We start from the raw sequence: 20,150 nt of genomic DNA on the forward strand, positions 1-20,150 counted from the left end.
ACCATATACAAATATGACTCCTGTTTAAAAAGGTTTTCGTAAGAGTGTGTTAGTTAATGGCCGTACCGTTTTCAACGCCTTCTTCATCAGGATTCACAAAAACCAGTTTACCTTCACTGTTCTCAGTAAGTAAAAGCATGCCTTCACTTACCACACCCCGTAACTTTCTGGGAGCCAGATTGACCAGAACGGTCACTTTTTTACCTACTATTTCTTCGGGGGTAAAGTGCTCTGCAATACCGGATACTATGGTGCGGGTATCCAGTCCGGTATCTACTTTGATCATGAGCAGTTTATTGGCTTTGGGTACTTTTTGCGCTTCAAGTACGGTACCGATTCGCAGGTCTATTTTGGTGAAATCGTCAAAAGAAATGGTTTCTTTCTGAGGTTCAATATGCATAGATTCTGAGGTTTCATTGGCCTTTTTAGTGGCTTCGAGTTTATCAAGTTGTGCCTGAATTTGCAGATCTTCTATTTTGGAGAACAACAGTTCACTTTTTCCAATGCTGTGATAAGGTGGTAACAGGAATTTTGCATGTGTTACATCTGTCCATTGAGGTGTTCCGGTTTCCAGGTCCTGAAATGCCAGGATGTTTTTTAATTTTTGAGAAGTAAACGGTAAAAAAGGTTCACTAAGTACGGCGAGTCCTGCGGCTATTTGCAGTGCGGTAAACATAATAGTTTTTACTCTTTCTTCATCTGTTTTGATCTTTTTCCAGGGTTCTTCATCTGCCAGGTATTTGTTCCCGAGCCTGGCGAGGTTCATAAGTTCTTGGCTGGCCTCACGAAACCGAAACCTCTCTACAGATCTGCCTATTATCTCGGGAAAGGCTTGTAGTTGCCGGAGTGTTTGATTATCAATTTCTGAAAAAGATGCAGGTTTGGGTATGACCCCGTTGTAATATTTCTGGGTTAGTACGCCCACACGATTGATAAAATTCCCGAAAATGGCAACCAATTCATTGTTGTTGCGCGCCTGAAAATCTTTCCAGGTAAAATCGTTGTCTTTGGTTTCCGGCGCGTTTGCTGTTAGTGTATAACGCAACACGTCCTGCTGGCCGGGAAATTCTTCCAGGTACTCATGCAGCCAGACGGCCCAGTTTTTGGAAGTAGATAATTTGTTGCCTTCCAGATTGAGGAATTCATTGGCGGGTACGTTTTGAGGGAGTATATAACTGCCCTCAGCTTTTAGCATGGCGGGAAAAATGATACAGTGAAAAACAATATTGTCCTTACCTATAAAGTGAATAAGCTTTGTGTTTTGATCTTTCCAGTAGGGTTCCCAGTCTTTTCCTTCTCTTTGTGCCCATTCTTTGGTAGAGGAAATATAGCCTATGGGGGCATCAAACCATACATAGAGTACTTTTCCTTCGGCTCCTTCTACGGGAACGGGAATGCCCCAATCAAGGTCACGGGTAACGGCTCTGGGCTTAAGGCCGTCATCTACCCAGCTTTTAACCTGCCCATATACATTAGGTTTCCAGTCATTTTTATGTCCGTCAAGTATCCATGTCTTTATAAAATCATTGTATTGATCCAGCGGAAGGAACCAGTGTTTTGTTTGCTTTAATGAAGGTTTACTCCCTGAAAGTACAGATTTGGGATGAATGAGATCGGTAGCATTTAATGAACTACCGCAACGTTCACATTGATCTCCATAGGCTTCTTCATTACCACAAACGGGGCAGGTACCTGTAACGAAGCGATCTGCAAGAAATTGTTGGGCCTCTTCATCATACAGTTGTTCGGTTACTTCTTCTGTAAACTTACCGGCATCATACATTTTTTTGAAAAAGTCTGAGGCGGTTTTATGATGAACAGGTGCCGAGGTACGGGAATAATTATCAAAAGAAATACCAAAATCTTCAAACGATTTTTTGATAATGCCATGGTACTTATCTATAATTTCTCTGGGCGAGACACCTTCTTTTTTAGCTCTCATGGGAATAGCCACACCATGCTCATCACTGCCACATATATATAATACATCACAGCCAATACCTCTAAGGTATCTTGCATAAATGTCGGCGGGAATGTACACACCTGCCAGGTGGCCTATATGAATGGGTCCATTGGTATAAGGCAATGCGGCCGTTATGGTATATCTTTGCGTATTTTCAGCAGACTTTTCAATTGTTTCTGACATGGGTTTTCACTTAGCTGTGCAAAAATACAGATTTTGACATAGCGAGTGGAGCATGTTGTAAATAAAAAAGACTTCTGTAACCGGGAGGTTTTACTGCTTATGACCGTATAAGGACTGATTTACTGTATTTACGATTTTTGTAGTCTATACGATAAATGTATTGACCTGTGGATAATCGCGTGGCTATATTATCTTTAATAGGGATGGTATAGGTACCCTCTGTCATTATTTCATTTTTCACAGTTCCTATGCGTTGCCCCAGAATATTATATAATTGTATATCGATAAGGCCTGCCTCTGGTACTTCAAGGTACACTGAAGGTTCTCTGTTTTCTTCGTAAACGGGACGATGTTCAAAACCCTCTACCAGAACCGGAGGCTCGGGAGGGTTGGTAACCCCGTTACAATCAAAGCCAATTTCTATATTTTGCATGGGCCTTCCCAGTAAATACTCTTCAACCATTTGCTGGTCTATACATAACCATTTATTCATGACGGTAGCATACAGATCTCTAAAGTCGGTAGTGAAACGGAGGTTGCCACGATCCGGATCGGAAAGATCTGGGTGTTCTCCTATAAACCCGTTACCGTTAAGTGCGGGGCCAAAAAAGAGGGTAGGGGCTGCAGCGCCGTGGTCGGTCCCTAAAGAGCCATTTTCAAAGATCCTGCGTCCAAATTCTGAGAAGGTCATACCAAGCACTTTTGATTGCATACTTGCAAAACCGAGGTCTTCATAAAAATGCTTTACTGCGAGGGATAATCTTGACATAAGACGCTCGTGGTTTATAGGCTGATTGGCATGTGTGTCAAAACCGTTTAAACTTACCATGTACACTCGGGTACCGAGATTTCCTTTAATGAGGCGTGCCAGAATGGCCAGTTGCTTGGCAAAATTATTGTCGTCATATTCTACATCATTTCTTCCGCGTTCATAGGCATCGTGAATAACACCTGCGTATTTATAAGTGGTATTGGTGGTGCCTCTCAGGAAACGCAACTGATCTCCATACATACAATCGGGCATATTTTCTACGGGATATACCTGCCCCTGTTGAGCGATACGTTCTAATTGATTAGGATTGGCCGTAACAAAAGCATAGTTGGTTTGCGTTCCTTCAAAAATGAGGTTCCCAAAACTTCCAATTTGTATAGCTGCCGGAGTTTCCGGAGGCGTTACCAGATAATCGGGATAAATATCTTCAAAATAACGACCCATCCACCCGGTTCGTAAACGGGTAAGGTGTTCTGTAGAGGCCCAAATATCTGATGAAGTAAAATGCGACAGGTTTTGTTCGGGATAGCCAACGCCATGCACTACTTTCATGGCACCTTCTCCCCATAGAGGTTCCAGGTTCTTCATATATCCGGCCATACCAAACTCATCGGTAAGGTTAATTACTTTACTTTCAGGAATGTATATGGAAGGGCGATTGTTGGCATACACATCAAACTGATTAAGGGGTACAATGGTATTAAGACCGTCATTACCACCATTAAGCCTTATGAGTACGAGAATATTATCGGTTTCTGCATTGTTAATGGCCATAGAAAGAGGAGACAATGATGAGGCACTCATAAGATTGTTACCTATCATCATGGTACCGGCACCGGTAATACCCAGGGCCTGTAAAAAGGACCGCCTACTCCAAAACGTGTGTTCCAGATCGTGTCTTTCTTCCTTTGTTAATTTTTTAGGGTGAATATCGCACATGGTGGGGCTATTTTAGTTGAAATTCGGGTTCTTTGCTAATGTGTTGTAAAAGTAAGAATACTTGATAAGGCCCGCTGTCCCAGTACAGGTTCCACGAACCATCATCATAATAATTATCAGGTACATCACTTTTAAAAACATCACCGGCAATTTTGTAATCATCTTCGGTAAGCAGGCCTTTGGGTACCAGTGTATCAATAATTACACGTGCTACATAATAAGGGTCTGAAGAAGTACCTGCAAGTGAAACGCCAAAAGTGCGAAATTGTTCCTGATCTCTATCCCAGTTACTAAACAGGTACCATTCTAAAATAGACCATCGGCCTATAAGTGCATTGGCGTTTATCCAGTTGCGGTTACGTTGCCAGCCGGCCACATCAACCGGGTCAAACAAGCGCTGCCCGATAAGGCTGCAAAAATAGATCATCCCTTCCATCAGTTCATCATCATACCCCAGGGAAGTTTCATTAATGAAATTAAGTGCCACATCAAAGGGACTCTTTATAATAACGCCTATGGATTCATCGTGAAAAAAGTGTTCACTTTTAAAAAGTTGCCTTAAAACGGGAGCGAGTTCCCAGTTGGCATCTATAAAGGTGGTAGCCATAGCATTTATAATGGGTTCCTGAGGCTCAGGATGTACAAAAAACTTATAGAGTTTTGAACAGATAAAATGTGCTATTTCATTTGCTCTTTCTTCAAAAAGAATATCTATCACATCGTTGTATCCCCAGTTTCCGGTTCGGCCAAATATGGTTTTAGGTCCGGGATCAAACTGGGCCTCGTCAAAGAGATAACCGCTCCAACGGTCGTCTTCTATGACGCTTTGCACATATCCCGTAAGGGCTTTAGACGTTTCTACAATATCTTCTTCCGTATAACCAATACCTTCACCCAGGGTGAACAGTTCAAAAAGTTCACGGGCATAGTTTTCATTGGGTCGGTTCCTCCGGTTTCGGTTCCCATCCAGATAACGTAACATAGCACTGGTAAGTCCTACTTCACTTACGAAGGTTTTAAAATTGCCAATGGCATGAACCTGTAAATTGTGTATGTATCCGTAGAGATAGGAAGGGGCATCATAAATGTTTAATTCGGTCACAAAGTGATTACTCCAGAAAAAACTAAGACGGTCCCTTAGGTTATTAGACAACATATTTTGAGTGTAGGTAAGAGCCCAGCTTTCTTTTTGCAGGTTTACCATTTCATTTCTCAGGTCATTATCTTCAGGGTAATCTGTAAGAGACCAGGTACCCCATTCGGGAGCCGGGGTTGGAGCCATATTTATGGCTTCATCAATAAGCTCATCTACGAGGTTGGCAGGTGTTTTTCCCAAGCCCTCATTGATCTTTGAGACAGAAGCACTAAAACCTATTCTTCGATAAAGGTGGTGTACTTTGGCTTCATTCCAGGGGTTTTCCGAAGAAGGAATATACGGGTCAAGAGAAGCGGTGTTGCAGTTGACAAATAGTTCCATAAGATTTTGGGCAATGTTTTTGGTTGACTAAGATATTAAAAATTAGTTTTTTACAGTATGGTTATCTTTTTAACGTTTATCTACCCTAAAATCGTATTTTAGTTTATGGTGATGTTGGGGCATTTAAGTATATACGATCAAACCAGCCGGCTTGGATCATATTTTGAATGTGGGAGCAAGGTTTCCCATAAAACGTATTTAACCTGACCATATGGCAAAACATTTTGAATTTGGTAAACAGGCTGAAGAAGCTGCCTGTAAATATTTAATGAAGAAAGAATATAACATACGGGAACGTAATTATTATTTTGGAAAGGCTGAGATAGATATCATTGCAGAAAATGATGATTATATAGTTTGTGTTGAGGTCAAGGCGCGAAGTAGTTCTTATTTTGGGAACCCTCAGGAGTTTGTAACAAGAAAAAAAGTACAGCAACTAGTCAAAGCCATGCATGAATATATGCAAACTAAAGAGGTAGATAAAGAAGTTCGTTTTGACATCATAGCGGTAATGAAAAACAAAGAAAAACTGGCGATAGAGCATCTGGAAAATGCTTTTTATCATTTTTAATATGGCAACTAATTGTTGTATTTGAAACAAAATGTGTTATTTTTGCATCAAAGATCATATGAGATGAAAACAATTTCTTCTGTTGTTGAGGTGTATATTAAGTCGAAACCTTTTTTACAAAGTGCCCTTTCCCAGGGTATTATTAACCTTACGTCTCTTTCCCGGATAATTAAGGATGATATAGAAGGCCAATTAGGAAAAGAAGTTCGTAATGGCGCAGTGGTCATGGCGTTAAAAAGATTATCAGATGATCTGGAATTCAGAGCCACGCATAAAATTGTCAAAACACTTAAGAACATTGGAGAAATAACTGTACGCTCTTCTCTAAATGATTATACTTTTAAGGTTTCTGATACGCTTTTGCATAACATGGCGCTGCTTATTACCAAGATACAGGAAAACAAAAATGCATTTTACACATCGTCCCGGGGGGTAAATGAGACTACTATTGTGGTGAGTAATAACATTGCAAAAGATGTGGAAGAGGTTTTCAGGAACGAAACGCTTATTGAAAGAATAGAAAACCTGTCATCTATAACTGTTAAACTTCCCAAGGAAAATGTTTCTATTCCCGGTATTTATTACTTTATTTTTCAAAGGCTATCATGGGAGGGGGTAAACATCTATGAAGTGATCTCTACTACGTATGAGTTCACGATCCTGGTTAGTGAAGAGCAGATTGATAAAGCTTTTAAGGTGATAAAAGACCTGAAGTCAATTTAAAGGTCTTTGCCCGTAGATCCCGGTTGCACAGCCAAAAAAATATTCGCAGTACGATACTTTGAGTCCACTTTCTTTAAATAAAAGTGCTGTTTTTTGTGCGTTTTGAAAGTTTTTGGAATAAATACCCAACATTTTATAACTTTCTTCACTTGTTGTGAAAAGGCGGCTTAAGAATGGGATTACTTTTGAAATGTAAAACAGGTAAAGAGCCCTCATTGAACGAGGCTTTGGCAGTGATACATCTACAAGGCTAAAGCTGCCACCGGGTTTTAAAATGCGGTGTACTTCTTTCGAGAAATCACGTATTTGTTCATGTGTAAAGGTTTTCATACCGTAGGCACAAATAACAGCATCTTGTGAGCTATCAGGAATGGAGTTATTAAAAACACTTTCCTGTAGTATGTGTATTTGATAACTTGAGTATTTTAATGAGCGTTTTTGTGCTTTTGCCAGCATACCTTCGGAAAAGTCAAGGGCAGTAAGACAGCCCTCCGGACCAATTTTTTTCAAGATGGCACTCCAGCATTCGCCAATACCGGTCATGAGGTCTGCTACATGGTCTCCAGGCTTTAAGGCAATTTTTTTTACGGCCTGTTGCCGCCATAAGGGGTAAAAGCCAAATGAGGTTAGAGTATTCATACGCTCGTAAGACCCACTCATTTGATTGAACAGGTTTGAAACAAAAGCTGCAGTATAAATACGATTATCCATCATTACAAGGAATATTTAAAGATACCTTAAATGAGAAAGAATGCCGTATGGATTAAAAGAAATATTTGTTAAAGTTTGGTTTGCCCGGGGTTTTGTTATGAATTGGCAGGGCTTTCTTTTTGGTTTACTTGAGGTAAGCTTTGTGTAAAGGGCGACAGTTGGTTCAACGCTTTATTTATGGAAGTTACATTTTCAAAAACCAATAACAGGCGTAAACCGTTACGGGTTTCTTTTTCTTTCATTTTACAGAGTTTCGGGTTGGCCTGTACAAACTGTAGTATTTTTGTGAAAGTATTGCTTTGATAAAAGCCACTTTGTTGGTCTGCAATAAAATACCCTATCATTTTATTTTTTTTCAGGACAACTCTTTCAAGGCCCATACGGGTAGCTACCCATTTAATTCGTACACTGTTAAGCAGGTCTTCTGCGGGAGGAGGCAACGGGCCAAAACGGTCTATAAGGTTTTGTTCATACAATGTGAGGGCCTCATCGTCTTTTAACTGGCTTAACTGGTTATACAGGTTGAGTCTTTCTGAGATATTGTTAATGTATTCATCCGGATATAATAACTGGAAATCTGTATCGATCTGGGTATCTTTCAGGTATTCCTTTTCTTTGCCTTCTTCCTGATAAAGCTCTTTAAATTCGTTTTCTTTGAGCTCTTCTATGGCTTCATTGAGTATTTTCTGGTAGGTCTCAAAACCAATTTCATTAATAAAACCACTTTGTTCTCCTCCTAACAGGTCACCGGCACCTCTAATTTCAAGATCTTTCATGGCAATATTGAAGCCGCTGCCCAGAGCAGTAAACTGTTCCAGTGCCTGAATTCGCTTTCGGGCATCTTCGGTCATGACACTGTAAGGGGGCGTAATAAAATAACAAAAGGCTTTTTTATTACTTCTTCCCACACGACCCCGCATTTGATGCAGATCAGATATCCCAAAATTATTAGCGTTGTTTATAAAAATGGTATTGGCATTGGGTACGTCCAGGCCGCTTTCTACAATACTGGTGGAAACCAGAATATCAAAACTTCCGTTCATAAATGCGAGCATTAAACTTTCCAGCTTCTTACCCTCCATCTGGCCATGCCCGATGCCTATTTTAGCATCAGGTACGAGACGCTGTATCATACCTGCCATTTCTTTAATATTCTCTATTCGGTTGTGAATAAAGAACACCTGCCCGCCTCTTTGTATCTCATAGATTATGGCATCACGTATCTGGTCTTCGTCAAAGCGTATGACGTTGCTTTCAATAGGGTAGCGGTTGGGAGGAGGTGTTGTAATTACAGAAAGGTCCCTTGCGGCCATAAGGCTGAACTGAAGGGTCCTGGGTATAGGGGTGGCGGTAAGGGTAAGTACATCTACATTTTCTTTAAGGGTTTTGAGTTTCTCTTTAACAGCAACTCCAAACTTTTGTTCTTCATCTACAATAAGCAGCCCCAGGTCCTTAAATTTTGTTTTGGGATTGGCAAGCTGGTGGGTGCCAATTATAATATCGATGGTACCTTTGGCCAGTTTATTGAGGATCTCGTTTTTTTCTTTACTGGTGCGAAAACGGTTAATGTAATCTACAGTTACCGGGAAATCTTTGAGTCTTTCTCCAAAGGTTTTGAAGTGCTGAAAGGCCAATATAGTGGTAGGTACCAGAACAGCTACCTGTTTCCCGTTGTCTATCGCTTTGAAAGCAGCCCTTATAGCGACTTCTGTTTTCCCGAAGCCTACATCTCCGCATATAAGGCGATCCATGGGGCGCTCACTTTCCATATCGGCTTTAACATCATCTGTTGCTTTACTTTGATCGGGAGTATCTTCATATAAAAAGGAAGCTTCCAGCTCGGTTTGCATATAACTGTCAGGCGCATATTGAAACCCTTGCTTCATTTTACGTTTAGCATAGAGGTTTATAAGGCTAAAGGCAATTTCTTTAACACGGGTCTTGGTCTTTTGTTTGAGATTCTTCCATGCATTGCTCCCCAGTTTATAGATTTTAGGAGGTTTCCCGTCTTTACCGTTATACTTGGTGATCTTGTGAAGGGAATGAATGCTCACATATAAAATATCACGGTCTCCATATACCAGTTTAATGGCTTCCTGCATTTTACCTTCAACGTCTATTTTCTGGAGTCCGCCAAATTTTCCAATACCGTGATCAATATGGGTAACGTAATCGCCTACTTCCAGATTGGTAAGTTCTTTTAAAGTAATAGCCTGTTTTTTGGCGTAGCCGCTTTTAAGATGGAATTTATGGTAGCGCTCGAAGATCTGATGATCGGTATAACAGGCAATTCCCAATTCTGTATCAATAAAGCCCTGGTACATACCAAAAACCAATGTTTTATAGGGTACGGGGTCTTCCATCTCTTCAAAAATATCATGAAAACGTTTCGCCTGTTGTTCGCTGGCACAACACAAATAATTGGTAATACCTTTTTCATGATTGTCCCGCAGATTGGCCATAAGAAGGTCAAACTGTTTGTTAAAAGAAGGCTGAGGGGTGGTTTGAAAACAGATTGTTTGTTCTGAAGATTTTGGGCCGGTGGAAGTGGCCATCTCTAACCGGGTAAAGTTTGCCAGTTGTGTTTTTAACAGAGAGGCAGTACAAAACAATTCTTCAGGTGCCACATGTTTTACTTCTCCTGATAACTGGAGAAAAGCTTCTTTGGCTTTTTCAAAGAGTTTGTCGGTTTGCCCCAAAAGAAGTTCTGTATTTTTTATACAAACCACTGTTTTCTGGGAAATATATTTTAAGAAACTTTCCCGCGATTCTTCCAGCAGCTTATTTTCCACATTGGGAATGATGCTTATTTTTTTAACGGGTTTGGTAGATAACTGGGTCTCGACATCAAATGTACGAATACTATCTACCTCATCCCCAAAGAATTCTATACGATAAGGCTCATCGTGCGAAAAAGAAAAAACATCTACAATACCACCGCGTACGGAAAATTCTCCGGGTTCGCTTACAAAATCAACCCGCCGAAACCTATACTCAAACAACACTTCGTTTACAAAGTCCAGCGAAACCCGATCTCCCTGTTGTAATTTCAGAGTGTTTTTTTCCAGTTCTTTCCGGGTTACGACTTTTTCAAACAGAGCGTCGGAGTAAGTTACAATAAAGGCCGGTTTTTTTTGTGAATTAATGCGGTTCAGTACTTCAGCTCTCAGGAGTACATTGGCATTATCGGTTTTTTCTATCTCATAAGGACGGCGATAACTCCCGGGATAGAACAAGACCTGTTTTTCACCAAGTAACTGCTCAAGATCATTAAGGTAATAGGCAGCCTCTTCCTTATCATTTAGAATGAATAGAAAAGGCAAATGGACCGATTCAAACAAACCGGCCATGACAAAGGAAAGTGATGAGCCGGTAAGACCTTTGAAATGAGTACGACTTTGGCTAACAGATATAGCATTCTGCAGTTTTTGCTGTGGCAAAGACTGTGTATAGTATTCCTGAATACGATGTATTGACAACTTAGCTATTTTGTGCAAATATAAGAAGTGCTTTGATTTTTAATAAACAAATTACATTTCCATATGGTACCAACATCCTGTAAAGAACATACAGGCTGTTATGATAATACCTTTTCAAAACAATGCACCAGCTTTTCTATTTCGTATGTTGTATTATAAACACTGGGAGAAACCCTGATCACTTTCCCTCTGAAAGAAATAAAAATATTATTTTCTTTAAGTAACCTGTTGAGCTTTGAAAGATCAGTCCCGGCAGGGGGAAATACCCCGAATAAATGATGAGCACGGTGACGATCGTCTTCAACAAAGCATCCCATAGTTCTGAGTTTTGAAACACTATCTGCAGAGATCTTTTGACAATATTCCTGAATGTTTTCAATGCCCCATTCCAGAAGCTGTTCTATGGCTTTGGTAAGCATGGGCAACAAAATAAAATTACTGGATTCACCCACAGAGAACCTGCCGGCTTTTGGCTGATAAGTATCTTTATAATCTACGAGACCTGCAAAATCATCACTTCCCAGGCGGTTCATCCAGTTCTGTTCAATGGGTATGCCTTTTTGCAGGCTCTTTGCGTAGTAGGCCATACCTAAAGCATAGGGCCCCAACATCCACTTATAGCCGCCACACACCAGGGCATCGGGTTGTATTTCGCTAACGGAAAAAGGAAGTGCCCCAATACTCTGTGTACCATCTATAATTAGAAATGCGTTGTATTCTTTTGTCTTTGCTCTAATGGCTTTCAGGTCGTACATAGTGCCATCTGCCCAATGTATATGGGGAATGGCTACAACTTTTGTTTTAGGAGTGATGGCCTCCAGTATAGCTTTGTTCCATGTAACGGCCCTTTCTGAAAAAGTTTCGGGAGGCATTACATTTTTTACGATTGCTCCGGTTTGTAAGGCTCTCTCATGCCAGCAATATACATTACTGGGAAACTGTTCTTTTAAAAGTACGATCTCGTCTTGCGGACCCAACTCAATGTTTTGAGCAGCATTGGCCAGGCCGTAAGATACTGAAGGAATTATGGCGGTGTCTTCAGGATCGGGAGCATTTATGAGGCTGGCGAAGCGCTGTTTTAACAGGGTTCTCCCTATAAAAAAATCAGTGCTTTCTATTTCATAGGGCCTGCTCTTTCTGTGTATTGCCTCTATTCCGGCCTGTGTAACGGCTTTTAGTTGCGGGGACATATAGGCCCCGTTTAGATAAGTAACCTGTTCGGGTAATTCAAAAAGATGTTTTTGATGATCCATTTGCTAAATTTTGAAAATGAAAAGTACCGATTTTTCCGGTTAGCAGAAAACTTTTTACAGGGCAGCGGGGAACTATCCTGAAATTAAAATCACTTCTTCGGGAGTAATTACATATACCTCATCATTTTTCTGCGGAGCTAACACATGACTTCCGGTAAAGTCTCCAAAAGCAGGTAAAATTAGCTGGTGTTCTTTACGAATAAAACACGGGAGTTTGAGCGTCTGTTTTCCGGTACCTTTGAGCCGGATACCCGGATGTATATGTCCACAAAAATTAAAAATATCTTTTTGTGTGTCCTGAGGGTGGTGTGTGAAAAGAAAAGGCCCTTGTTGCCAGGTCTCTGTTAAGGTAAACCCGAGGTTTTCAAAATGATGGGGGCTAATAATATCATGATTTCCTGTAATAAGAATAAATTCCAAAGGGTGTTTTTTTACCCATGCTTTAAACAAATGCCATTCTTTATTAAGGTGACTGTGAAAAAGATCGCCTAAAAAACAAACAGAAGCTGGTTTGAAAATTGCTATGCAGGTATCCAGCCGGCTATAGTTCTTTAGCGTTACTTCCAAAGGTACAGGAACTCCGTTTTTTCTAAAATGGGTACTTTTCCCCAGGTGAACATCGGCAATTAATAGCATAGAACGTTCTTCCCAGAAGATAACTCCTTCCGGATGGAGTATAAAATGATGCCCGTGAAGTTTCAGTTTCTGGGTCATACTACAAATATATGCGTTTGAGAAGTATTGTATAAAGCCTTTTGGAGGTTATTTTTCCAATTGAAGCGTCATGCGTTTAATACGGTCCTGAAGTTTTTCAGAGGTAAGTTTTTCACGTAACCGGTCGGTTATGATCGGGAAGGAAAAAGGAGTGGGTTTTTGACATTTTTTCCAAAGCAGTTCCTGGCTGGTAATTCGCTCCATAGCCTGAATAAGGCGGCCTTCTTCCAGCGAATGCTCAAAGGTTTCTCTAAATGCCTGACGATAGAGCAGATTATCTGGCTCAAAATCTCTAAAAACATTAAACAGGAGCTGTGAGCTGGATTGTAAATGTTTGTTTTTAACCAGTTTGTCTGGGTACCCTGTAAACACTAGCCCACCTATCACGGCAATATCCCGAAATTTGCGTCGTGCCATTTCTGTGGCATTCAGGCTTTTTTGCAAATCATCGTTTACGAAACGAGGCGTAAACAGATCATTGTCCAGAACCGCCTGCATATCTATGGGTTTATCAGCCAGCAGTTCGAAACCGTAATCGTTAAAAGCAATAGAAAAGGTAATAGGCTGTAAAAGGCTGATGCGATAGGCCAGTAAGCTACTCATGGCTTCATGCACTGCCCTCCCTTCAAACGGATAAAAAATAGCGTGATAGCCTTCTCTGGTTTTAAAGGTTTCTATAAGAAATTGCCGGTGTGAAGGAATGACAGACTCAAGCTGTTGCCGTTCAAAAATGGGTTGTAATGCCTTCGCCTCGGGTGTGGAAGCGTTAGTATCCTGCAATGCGTATAATTCTTCTCTTAGCAAATCACTCATTTGTGAGGAAAATGACATTCTTCCTCCCATCCAACTGGGTACTTTAGAGGTTTTCTGGCGGGACTTTTTAACCAGAACCTGCATTTGTTTGATCCTGAAAAGCTCCAGGTTTTTTCCGGCAAATGTAAACACATCACCGGGGGTGAGTTTGGATATAAACCATTCTTCTATAGTACCTATAAACCCTCCGGAAACGTATTTTACAGTCATAACCGCATCGCTTACAATGGTGCCTACAGACATACGGTGGCGCATGGCAACTCCTCGGTTATTGACTTTAAATTTACCATCATCTTCTATTTCAACCTTTTTGTATTCATCATAACTTTGCAGGCTTTTTCCGCCTTGGGTGATAAACAGTAGGAGTTCCTGCCACTGGCTGTCGGTAAGTGCCTGAAAGCAAAAAGTGGATCGTACTTCGGGGAGTATTTCTTCTGGATAAAAACCCTCTGAAACGGCCAGCGTAGTGAGGTATTGTACCAATACGTCAAAGCTGAGGAGGTACGGAATACGATCTTCTACTACTTTCTGTTTTACCGCTTTTTTTAAAGCAGAAGCTTCAATGAGTTCTATGGCATGCGTGGGCAGAAAGTAAATTACACTTTCTTGCCCGGGGCGGTGCCCGCTTCTTCCCGCGCGTTGTAAAAATCGCGCAACGCCCTTGGGGCCGCCAATTTGTATAATAGTTTCCACAGGTGCAAAATCTACTCCCAGATCAAGACTGGAGGTGCAAACTACTGCTTTAAGGGTCTCATTGCGTATGGCCTGTTCTACCCATTGTCGGGTTTCTTTGTTAATACTTCCGTGATGCATCGCAATTTCACCGGCCAGTTCAGGGTATTTTTCAAGGATGGCCTGAAACCAGATCTCACTTTGTGACCGGGTATTGGTAAACAGTAGGGTGGTTTTACTTTTTTTGATGATGGGAATAACCTCGTCCAACAGATGTATTCCCAAATGGCCACGCCAGGGGAATGTTTCTGTTTTTTTAGGTATAATCGATTTTACGGTAAGTTTCTTTTTAATGTTAGCCTTGATCAATACTGCTTTGGAAAGGGTGTCTTTATGGGTGCCTAAAAGTACGTTCATGGCCTGTTCCAGGTTGCCAATAGTAGCAGAGATACCCCATATACGCATTTCAGGACTTACCGTTTTGAGGCGGGAAAGGGCAAGTTCGGTTTGTACACCTCTTTTAGACCCTAACAATTCATGCCATTCGTCTATCACTACAGCGGTAAGCGAAGCAAATATTTTTTGGTATCCTTTGGAGGCTAATAATAAATGCAGGCTTTCGGGCGTGGTAATGAGAAGATCTGGCATATGCCGTTTTTGAGCTGCCCGCTCTTTCTGAGAGGTATCACCAGTGCGAATGCCTATTTCAAAAGGTACTTCCAGATCATTACAAAAACGCTGAGCAGCCTGTTGTATCTCTACAGAAAGCGCTCTTAAGGGAGTGATCCAAATGGCTTTAAGCCCTTTTTTATGGTTTTGTTTGTAATCGGGATGTTTGTACAGGTATTCTAATACTATAGGAACCCACAGCGCGTAGGTTTTCCCGCTTCCGGTGGGTGCGTTCAGGAGTCCGTTCTTTCCTTTTAAAAAAGCTTTCCAGCTTTGTTCCTGAAAAGGGAAAGGCTGCCATCCCTGATTTTGAAACCAGGTAACGGCAGGTTGCAGGATCTCTTTTTCGGTAGCCATGTTTTACTCGGTCACATTTTTGAACGAGAAAGTTACGGGATTTAAAGCGTATACTAAAATCCTGATGCGGCGGTGGTTCCCTGTTTCCTCACAGTTCATAAAGAACGGTAGAGGCCTACCGAAACAGTAGCCAGGTCACTATTGGGAAATTTCCTGAAAGTAGAGGGGTCTGCTTCAAGCCCTGCTTCTTTTAAAGCAGTAATAAATTCATCTATTTCAAGAATATACTGATCAGAGTATCCATGAGTGGCATCGTAGGCGGTGGCTGCGGTTTTACCGGGCATTTTTGCCACCAGTTTAGGATCTACCGTATGTAACTCTATAAGAAGCAGACCAAATTCCTGAACATAGGGTTTCCATTTTTCAAAATGCTGTTTGAGGGATGCGAACACCCGATTATTAGGGAGTCTTTTCCCATTGCTCACATAGGCTCCTGTAGAATGACTGGTTCTTATGGGAGCTGAATTTTGAGGTTCTTCCCATATGCGATTGTGATCTAAAAAAGTTCGCACATTGAGAAGGTCACTCAAGGTAATATTAAATTTTTCTTTAAGGTCAGATGCAAGCTGCTGAGGATTACCAATATCTCCCCAGATTATTTTGGCCCACACATCGGCCTGCACCAGGTTTTGTCGGGATACTTTTAAAGCCGCTTCGTTGTAGTCAACACCAATAAGAGTGAGCGGATGTTCATCCAGAACGGTACCGCGGTAGGTTTGTGTTTCAATTACCTGAAACAGATGTTTTAGGAATGCCCCGTTTCCACAACCCATATCCAGTATTCCTCTGGGTTGTTGCTCAATAGGTTTATTGAAGAGGTTTATGACCATTTCATCTACCACTTTAAAATAGGCCGCATGCGCACCGCCACTTCCCCAAACGTTCATTTCTCTGTCCACGTGTTTTTCTTCGGCACCTTTTTGTGTGTTTTTAAGAACTATAGGATTCCCAAAGAGCAACTCGTTCAGTTTTCTTAGGGTGGGAATATAAGAAACAGTTACTCCATAGGCACTGGCCCTTTTTGCAAAAAAGAGCCCCTGTTCTGTAAACTCATACACTCCGTTTGATTTAACAAACCAGTTGAGTTCGGTAAGAATATCCAGAAGTCGGCCAAAACCTGTTGGGTCCTCGTGAAATTCTTCAGGCATGAAACGCGTTTCCATAAAGTATTTGTGAAACATACCGGTCATACCCAGATGTACCAGGGTGGGGCCTAAAAGCATGCCTTCTATATGTGACGCGATCTGTTCCTGAACAGCTCTTTCTGCAGGATCTGATGACAGGTCCTTTAAAAACGTATCCATGAGTTCTCTAAAGGTGCTTTCCATGATGAGAAAAGGCTCCATTTGAAAAACTCTTGGGTGGTATTTTCCTGATAAACGCAATAAGTGTACGGCATTTTTATACCATGTTGCGTATTTAAAAGCTATTTCTGATACGTCGTTTATATGATAGGTTACGGTATTCTTTTCATTATTTATTTCCTGTTCGAGCCAGCCCTGGGAACACAATATTCGTAAAGCTACATTCAAATAGCCTTCATTGGCATTAAATTGCCGGGTTAAGGTATGTATGGAAGCGGTTTTTTCCGAGAGTAAACAGGCCAGAACGCCCTGTTCTTCCAGAGTATATACGGTAGGCCCTGTAACAATACCGTCAAGATGACGAAACAGTTTATTTCTAAGTTTGGATTGTTCTGATTTTGATAACATATTCAAGCTTTAAGATAAAGAATACTTTTAGTTTGAGATGAAAGTATAAATCTTTTCTTACAAAGCTATCTTTTTAGATCAAATATTACAAGAACCGGAAGAAGATGAGTTTCTTAGATATCATGTAAGACCTAATTTAATTTATAAGATCTTTTTAATTTGATGTGCTTTCAGATTCCAGTTTTTCAAGGCGTTGTTGTAATTGGGATACAATTTCGGTAAGCGCTTCCAGTTTTTTGATTTTCTTTTCCTGAGCAATGGTATAAAGGGTGATCTCTTCAATTTTTTTCAGGAGGTTCATGTTCATCTCCGATAGCATAATTCCGTTTTGTTCAAACTCGATAGCAGATGGTATTTCTGGGAGATGACCATTCTTTTTTATAAAGCTTTCAAGGGTTTCCAGACTCATCAGAATATAATCTTTGGTAAAAACATAATCAGGAGCAGGAACGTTTAGATCCACTTTTACCTCTTCTGCGTGTATTTTTCCTTTTACGGTAAGTTCCATATCGGGATTTGCTGTGCCGATCCCAACTTTATTTGAAAAAAATACAGGGTATCGTGTACTGGCCATACCCTGTACTCTTCCTGAGATCTCTATTTTTCCGGTAAGCGTATCTGTCGGGTTATATATGGGGGTGGTTATTACGGATATGCCCGTATCTGCAGTTATGGTTATGTTAGAGGGGTTATCAATACCTTCCAACTCTATATCTAATACATATTTACCATTTATGCTGCCACCTCTTATGTTAGCCACATGATTCTGATTAAAAAAAGTGTTATTGGCAATATGAATAGATCCACCCTGGTCAAACTCCATTAATGAGATATACATGGTTACATTGGTATTCCTATTGTTTCCGCTAAGTCCGGATATGGTTACCTTTCCGTGAGCGAGCCAGTCTCCTTCAAGAATTCGGTACCAGCCATCTCCGTTAGTAAGTGAGAATTGAGTAGTGGTTTGTGCCTGAGAGGTGAATGAAAAGAGAAGGGATAAAAAACAAATGGGGAGTAGTTTTTTCATAATCATCATTGTATTTGGAATTTTACGAGCTTTTTAGAAAGAAAAAAGATATAGTTACTCTCTAATGTTTTTATTTCTGTTAGGGATGTATAAAAATGAAAAAAGGAATCTAAAAAGATGTTTATAGATCTGGAAAGTTCCTGAAACAGATCCAAAACAAAAGGCCTCCTGGAGAGGAGGCCTGCAACTTTGTAGAATGCTGCTAAAATTTCCAGCAATTGCATTGTGAGTGAGGAAGTGACAATTGATCTTCCCGGCAGGTACGTGCCTGTGTATAGATGTCTGCCTCCTGCCCGGGAGGGTTGTTTGCTGCGCCACCGTTAAGGTGATCAACTCTGGAAATTAAATACTTTTTCAATGGTAATTTTGTGAAATTACTTTTCTTTTTCATAATATTATTTTTAATGTCTTAACAAATTAACAAAAAAAACCATAAAAAAATAAAAGAAAAAAATTATAATTATAAGAATATACGTTTTTCTATTTTGTAAGAAAGGCTAGAGGATATCTTTTTTGTCTAAAACTAATAAATAAGGCTTTTTAAGTCTTCGAGTGTATTAGCTTCTTCCGGTTTTTTGTCTTTGCGCCATCTGGCCATTCTGGGAAAGCGAACGGCTACACCACTTTTGTGCCTTGCAGAAGGGGCAATGCCTTCAAAAGCGATTTCAAATACCAGTTCGGGGACAACCTGGCGAACGGGACCAAAGCGGTCTAAGGTATTCTTTTTTATAAATTGATCGATTTTTCTGAATTCTGCATCTGTAAGTCCTGAATAAGCTTTGGCAAATGTTACCAGTTCTCCCTCGTGCCATACGGCAAAAGTATAATCAGTATATAGATTGGTCCGGCGACCATGGCCTCTCATAGCATAGGTAAGTACGGCATCTATAGTGAGCGGATCTGTTTTCCATTTCCACCAGTCACCTTTTTTTCTTCCCACTCCGTAGGTGGCATCTTTTCTCTTAAGCATTAATCCTTCGCTTTTTTTCTCACGAGCCTGCTCTCTTTCAATAGCGGCATCTTCCCATGAAGTAAATGTTATCGTTTCTGATAGTTGTATGGGGAGCGATTGGTGTTGTAAACTTTTAAAAAGGATTTGCAGTTTTTCTCTTCGCTTTGAAAAAGGAATGTTTCGAATGTCACTACCCTGCCATTCCAGAAGATCATACGCTTTAAGGATCACAGGTGTTTTTTCAAGCAGTTTTTTTGAAACGGTTTTACGGCCTATCCGGGTTTGCAGATCCTGAAACGTACCTATCTGTCCGTTGGGGAAAGGCAGTAACTCTCCGTCCAGTACAGTACCGTGGGGCAGGTGCCTGGTAAAAACCTTGAATTCAGGATATTTATCAGTGACCAGTTCTTCGCCCCGGCTCCACACAAATACTTCCTGGTTTCGTACTATTACCTGTGCCCTAATACCATCCCATTTGTGTTCGGCAAACCAATGGTTTACAGACCCCAGTTTTTCCGGGGTATCTTCTAAAGCATAGGCAAGATAAAAAGGATACGGGCGACTGTGCAGGTCCTCAGGGTTTTCTTCAAGTATCAGTTGTTGAAAGGTAGTTGTATCGGGCGTCCAGTTTCCCATAAGTTTGTAAGCCAGCAGGTCTTCTTCAATGCTGGTGGCTCTTGAGAGTGCCCTTGTCATTAATTTTTGACTTACTCCAATACGGAACCCTCCGGTAAGTATTTTGTTAAAAACAAACCGTTCATAATACCCTAATTGCTGCCAGTGAGACTGTAAATAGGTTTTTTTTTCGGTTTCTTCGGCGCTGTGCAGGGCTTTGATCTCTGTGATTATTTGAGTAAGGGATTTATGAGTTTCTTTTTGTGCGGTAGGAACTACCAGGGCAATGGTTTCGGCCAGATCGCCCACAATGTGATAGGATTCTTCAAACAACCATAGGGGAATATTTGATATTTCTGATGCCCACTGTCTTAAAAGTGTGGTGTTAACAGGTCTTTTGGGTCTGCGATGGGAGAGCAGAGCAATGGTCCAGAGTTTGTCTTCATCATGAGCACTCTGAAAATAATTTGCCAAAGCTTCTACTTTGGTATTGGTTTTATTAGTGCTGTCCAGTATCTTAATGAGTTGTGCAAAATCTTTCATACAAA

At 40.8% G+C, this 20,150-nt stretch carries 14 protein-coding genes; 2 read left to right on the forward strand and 12 right to left on the reverse strand.

The window, feature by feature from the left end; all coding sequences use genetic code 11:
* Positions 1-49: 49 nt before the first annotated feature.
* The 3 genes from metG to WAO84_RS13485 all read right to left on the reverse strand — a co-directional run bounded on the left by metG (position 50) and on the right by WAO84_RS13485 (position 5,334).
* Entirely contained in the window at positions 50-2,146 is a 2,097-nt protein-coding gene (gene metG, locus WAO84_RS13475; RefSeq protein WP_340066436.1) for a methionine--tRNA ligase, read from the reverse strand.
* Between the two features lie 97 nt (positions 2,147-2,243).
* Positions 2,244-3,857: a DUF1501 domain-containing protein gene (locus tag WAO84_RS13480; RefSeq protein WP_340066438.1), complete on the reverse strand. Its 1,614-nt coding sequence runs from the start codon at positions 3,855-3,857 to the stop codon at positions 2,244-2,246.
* 7 nt (positions 3,858-3,864) lie between these two features.
* Entirely contained in the window at positions 3,865-5,334 is a 1,470-nt protein-coding gene (locus WAO84_RS13485; RefSeq protein WP_340066440.1) for a DUF1800 domain-containing protein, read from the reverse strand.
* A gap of 211 nt (positions 5,335-5,545) precedes the next feature.
* On the opposite strand from WAO84_RS13485, the gene WAO84_RS13490 reads away from it, so the two are divergent.
* Together WAO84_RS13490 and WAO84_RS13495 are read left to right on the forward strand one after the other, a co-directional pair.
* The gene (locus WAO84_RS13490) at positions 5,546-5,905 is read left to right on the forward strand and encodes a YraN family protein (protein WP_340066442.1); all 360 of its coding nucleotides are present in this window, start codon (positions 5,546-5,548) and stop codon (positions 5,903-5,905) included.
* Positions 5,906-5,968: 63 nt separating this feature from the next.
* The gene (locus WAO84_RS13495; RefSeq protein WP_340066444.1) at positions 5,969-6,628 is read left to right on the forward strand and encodes an aspartate kinase; all 660 of its coding nucleotides are present in this window, start codon (positions 5,969-5,971) and stop codon (positions 6,626-6,628) included.
* On the opposite strand, the gene WAO84_RS13500 is transcribed toward WAO84_RS13495, so the two are convergent.
* The 9 genes from WAO84_RS13500 to WAO84_RS13540 all read right to left on the reverse strand — a co-directional run bounded on the left by WAO84_RS13500 (position 6,620) and on the right by WAO84_RS13540 (position 20,145).
* The gene (locus WAO84_RS13500) at positions 6,620-7,342 is read right to left on the reverse strand and encodes a class I SAM-dependent methyltransferase (RefSeq protein WP_340066445.1); all 723 of its coding nucleotides are present in this window, start codon (positions 7,340-7,342) and stop codon (positions 6,620-6,622) included. The two genes, WAO84_RS13495 and WAO84_RS13500, sit on opposite strands and share 9 nt — an antisense overlap.
* Positions 7,343-7,434: 92 nt before the next feature.
* A complete protein-coding gene (mfd, locus tag WAO84_RS13505; protein ID WP_340066446.1) occupies positions 7,435-10,818 on the reverse strand; it encodes a transcription-repair coupling factor in 3,384 nt (1,127 codons plus the stop codon).
* Positions 10,819-10,916: 98 nt separating this feature from the next.
* A complete protein-coding gene (locus WAO84_RS13510; RefSeq protein WP_340066447.1) occupies positions 10,917-12,071 on the reverse strand; it encodes an aminotransferase class V-fold PLP-dependent enzyme in 1,155 nt (384 codons plus the stop codon).
* Positions 12,072-12,143: 72 nt separating this feature from the next.
* Entirely contained in the window at positions 12,144-12,785 is a 642-nt protein-coding gene (pdeM, locus tag WAO84_RS13515) for a ligase-associated DNA damage response endonuclease PdeM (RefSeq protein ID WP_340066448.1), read from the reverse strand.
* A 48-nt stretch (positions 12,786-12,833) separates the two neighbouring features.
* Positions 12,834-15,296 carry a ligase-associated DNA damage response DEXH box helicase gene (locus tag WAO84_RS13520; RefSeq protein WP_340066450.1) on the reverse strand — a complete coding sequence of 821 codons (2,463 nt, stop codon included), beginning with the start codon at positions 15,294-15,296 and terminating at the stop codon, positions 12,834-12,836.
* Between the two features lie 95 nt (positions 15,297-15,391).
* Positions 15,392-17,008 carry a class I SAM-dependent methyltransferase gene (locus tag WAO84_RS13525; protein ID WP_340066452.1) on the reverse strand — a complete coding sequence of 539 codons (1,617 nt, stop codon included), beginning with the start codon at positions 17,006-17,008 and terminating at the stop codon, positions 15,392-15,394.
* Positions 17,009-17,162: 154 nt separating this feature from the next.
* Complete coding sequence (locus WAO84_RS13530) at positions 17,163-18,035, reverse strand: hypothetical protein (protein ID WP_340066454.1); 873 nt, start codon at positions 18,033-18,035, stop codon at positions 17,163-17,165.
* Positions 18,036-18,237: 202 nt separating this feature from the next.
* Complete coding sequence (locus WAO84_RS13535; protein WP_340066455.1) at positions 18,238-18,426, reverse strand: hypothetical protein; 189 nt, start codon at positions 18,424-18,426, stop codon at positions 18,238-18,240.
* A 132-nt stretch (positions 18,427-18,558) separates the two neighbouring features.
* The gene (locus WAO84_RS13540) at positions 18,559-20,145 is read right to left on the reverse strand and encodes an ATP-dependent DNA ligase (RefSeq protein ID WP_340066456.1); all 1,587 of its coding nucleotides are present in this window, start codon (positions 20,143-20,145) and stop codon (positions 18,559-18,561) included.
* Positions 20,146-20,150 lie beyond the last annotated feature (5 nt).

Source organism: Ascidiimonas aurantiaca, from assembly GCF_037646345.1.
In the GTDB taxonomy this organism is placed as follows: Bacteria; Bacteroidota; Bacteroidia; order Flavobacteriales; family Flavobacteriaceae; genus Ascidiimonas; species Ascidiimonas aurantiaca.